Origin of the sequence: Sneathiella sp., from assembly GCF_041689005.1 — a bacterium.
In the GTDB taxonomy this organism is placed as follows: Bacteria; Pseudomonadota; Alphaproteobacteria; order Sneathiellales; family Sneathiellaceae; genus Sneathiella.
The window spans coordinates 1-3,373 of record NZ_JBDNHC010000122.1; the positions used below are offsets into that span (position 1 = coordinate 1).

Consider the following 3,373-nt stretch of genomic DNA (forward strand, 5'->3'; position numbering starts at 1 on the left):
TATGATGCCGGGTCGGTTGTCGAGGCGAACGTCAGCGCCTATGACCCGGCCTATCACATGGTCACACTCGAAACGCCCGGCGGCGGCGCGCTGCATATCACCGGCAAGGCGCAGGATGTCGGCCGGACCCTCCGGGTGCGTATCCGTGCCCGCGACGTCGCGATCGCGACCAGCGAGCCAAAGGCCCTTTCCATCCTCAATCGATTTCCGGGCCGGATTGTCGACCATTGCGCCGGGTCGGAAGGCATGGAGGAGTTGCTACTGGATGTCGGTTTTCCGCTGACTGCCCGCGTCACCCGCAAATCCTTCGAGGATATGGGCCTCGCGACGGACAAGAAAGTCTGGGCGCTGGTCAAGTCCGTCACCATCAGCCCGTCCTGAAGCTGCTTATCGCTCCGGCCGGGGGGTCTGGCCCGAAGTAACCGCGAGGGTGTTGACGAAATCCTCAATCCGGCTTTTATCATTCAGGTACAGGGTCTTGCCCTTTTTAAGGACCATGCCCTCATGGGTGAGCTGCCCGAGAACGCGGGCGACCGTCTCGCGGGTGGTCGAGACGCGGCTGGCAATCACGCTTTGCGTCGGCATCGGGTAGATCAGCCAGGAATTGGCCGTCACCGGGTCGGGCTCCGCCATGCGCATCAGTTCCTGGCAGACCCGCTGAACCGCACCGAGGGTCGACAGGTCGAGGATGCGGTCGTCATTGATGCGGATGATCCGCGCCAGACGTTCCAGCACGGACATCATGATCGCAGGATTGGCCATCAGCAACTCGCGGAAATGCTCGCGGCCAAGCGCCGCCAGCAGGCATCGGGAACTGGCCATCACTCCCGCCGACCGGGCGCCCCCATCAACCGCAGAAAGTTCGCCGAAATACTGTCCCTCACCAAGCGTGGCATAGGTGACCTCGCGGCCGGAAATCCCGTAATTGACGATACTTACATTGCCGCTGACGACAAAGAACACGTCGTGACTGTCCTTGGAGCGCTCAAGGATGAGTTCCCCCGAGCGGAATGTCCGCCAGCTGCATTTCGCAGCAATTGCGTTCCGTTCCTCCGCGGATAGGCTCGCCAAAAGCTCAATGTTATCGAGATTTTGCATTACTTTTTGAAACTTACCCCCTAGAATCAGACGATCCAATTCTTTAGCCTGACGTGAATATATAGAATAAAGTGAAAAAACGAAACCACAAGCGACGGGAGGCCTCTCGTCCGAAAATGCGAGCGGTGCAAGCAGCATGATCCCTGCCCGAAATGCCGATGACCCGGTCGCGCCGCTATTCGCGGCCCTCGACCTGAAGGCGAAATCCCTGCTGGTGACGGTCTGGGGGGATTGCGTTGCCCCCCATGGCGGCACAGTCTGGCTGGGTAGCCTGATCGAGCTGGTCGCCCCGCTCGGCCTCAACGAGCGCGTTGTCCGCACGGCGGTTTTCCGCCTGCAGAAGGAAAAGCTGCTGTCCTCACGACAAATCGGCCGGCGCAGCTTCTACAGCCTCACCAAAACCGGACAGCATCGCTTCGCCGAGGCCACTCGCCGGATCTATACGAGCAGCGATATTCCGTGGAATGGGAAATGGTTGCTCCTTTTCCTCGCCCGCCGTGACATGGCGGAGCGGGACAAACGGGCGCTGGCGGCGGACCTCGGCTGGCTCGGTTTTGGCGATCTCGGCGCGGGCATCCATGCCCACCCGACGGCCTCACGGGCGACAGTCGAGACCTTGCTCGCTGATCATGACCTGCAGGGAAAAGCCGCGATCTTAAGCGCCGACGCCCTGCCCTCGCCCGATTTCACCGCGCCGGAGATTCTCGTCGCCAAGGGCTGGAACCTTGATAGTCTCGAACGCGATTATGCCCGTTTTATCGCCCATTTCAGCAGGTTCGCCGACTTTGAAGGCCAGACGATAGAACAGGACGGAAAAAAATGTTTTATCATTCGCAGTCTCTTGGTGCATGATTACCGCCGGGTGCTGCTCCGCGATCCGATGTTACCGGCGGAACTGCTACCTAAGGGATGGAACGGAAATCAGGCACGGGAGCTGTTTCGGGAAATTTACCAACACGTCTGGGAGGGCGCCGAGCGGCATTTGATGAGCATACTGGAGAACGAGACCGGGAGGCTGCCTTCCGCCTCAGACGAATTCAGGGCCCGCTTCGGCGGACTGGTATAATGAATAAACGAGTAAAAAAATGTCCGTTGGATTGAAGATTGTAATAGTGGGCTCCGGCCCGGCAGGGATGTACGCCGCCGGGGCGATGCTGAAGAAAAATCCCGGTAGCCGGATTGATATCATTGACAAGCTGGCAACGCCGTATGGCCTCATCCGCGCCGGGGTCGCCCCCGACCACCAGACGACAAATGCCGTCACCCGCGCCTATGACAAGGTGATGGAGAACGCAAACGTGCGTTTTGTCGGCAATATCGGCCTCGGTACTGATATCCCGCTGGAAAAACTCCGCGAGATTTATGATGTCGTGATGATCGCGACCGGCACCCCGAAGGACCGTCATCTGGGCATTCCCGGCGAGGACAAGGAAGGCGTCTTTGGGGCGCAGGCCTTCGTTTACTGGTATAACTGCCATCCCGAATATGCTGATTTGGCGCCGAATCTCGATATTGATACCGCGGTCGTCGTCGGCAACGGCAATGTCGCGCTCGATGTTGCGCGGATCCTGATGCGCACCGAAGCCGAGATGGAGAGCTCCGACCTCGGTGAGCATGCCGCCCAAATGATTTTCCAGAGCGCGCTGCAATCGGTGCATGTGGTCGGCCGGCGGGCGCCGGAAAATGCGCAATTCTCCTCGAAGGAGCTGAGCGAGTTTGCCGAGATGGCCTCCGCCACCCCCTATACAGACAAAGAGGTCCTGCCGGACACGTTTTTCTCTCCCGACAAAAAGGAGGAAAAAGTCGTCAATACCAACCTCGACCTGCTGCGCAACTTCGAGCAGATCAAACCCGGCATCAAGGGTCGCTCGATCTATCTTGATTTCCTCGCCAGCCCGATCGAGATTCTGGGCGGCGACAGCATCACCGGCGTCCGGTTCGAGCGTAACAAGATTATCGACGGCAATGCGGTCGGTACCGGTGAAACCTATGATCTTGACTGCCAGCTCTTAGTCACCTGCATCGGCTATGAAATGGGCATACTGGAAGGCCTGCCCGTCGAAAAGGGCATTATCCGGAATGAAGAGGGCCGCGTTGGCAAGGGCCTCTATGTGGTCGGCTGGGCCAAACGTGGCCCCTCGGGCACCATCGGCACCAACCGCATCGACAGCCAGCAAGTGGTTGACCGCCTGCTTGCTGATTTTGCGGGTGGCGGCGATGACAGCAAGCCGGGGCCCGATGGCCTTGATGCCTGGTGCCGCGAGAAGAATATCCA

Annotated in this window: 4 protein-coding genes; 3 read left to right on the forward strand and 1 reads right to left on the reverse strand. The window is 59.3% G+C overall.

All coding sequences use genetic code 11. The features are described from left to right. The coding region (locus tag ACESNI_RS13740; RefSeq protein WP_373087804.1) for a TOBE domain-containing protein at nucleotides 1-381 on the forward strand (381 nt) is incomplete at its 5' end. Nucleotides 382-387: 6 nt separating this feature from the next. Here ACESNI_RS13740 and ACESNI_RS13745 read toward each other — a convergent pair. Continuing rightward, nucleotides 388-1,098: a Crp/Fnr family transcriptional regulator gene (locus tag ACESNI_RS13745; protein ID WP_373087806.1), complete on the reverse strand. Its 711-nt coding sequence runs from the start codon at nucleotides 1,096-1,098 to the stop codon at nucleotides 388-390. Between the two features lie 136 nt (nucleotides 1,099-1,234). Between ACESNI_RS13745 and paaX the strand changes: the two genes are divergently transcribed. Together paaX and ACESNI_RS13755 are read left to right on the forward strand one after the other, a co-directional pair. Continuing rightward, nucleotides 1,235-2,164 carry a phenylacetic acid degradation operon negative regulatory protein PaaX gene (gene paaX / locus ACESNI_RS13750; RefSeq protein WP_373087809.1) on the forward strand — a complete coding sequence of 310 codons (930 nt, stop codon included), beginning with the start codon at nucleotides 1,235-1,237 and terminating at the stop codon, nucleotides 2,162-2,164. 19 nt (nucleotides 2,165-2,183) lie between these two features. Continuing rightward, the coding region (locus tag ACESNI_RS13755; protein WP_373087811.1) for an FAD-dependent oxidoreductase at nucleotides 2,184-3,373 on the forward strand (1,190 nt) is incomplete at its 3' end.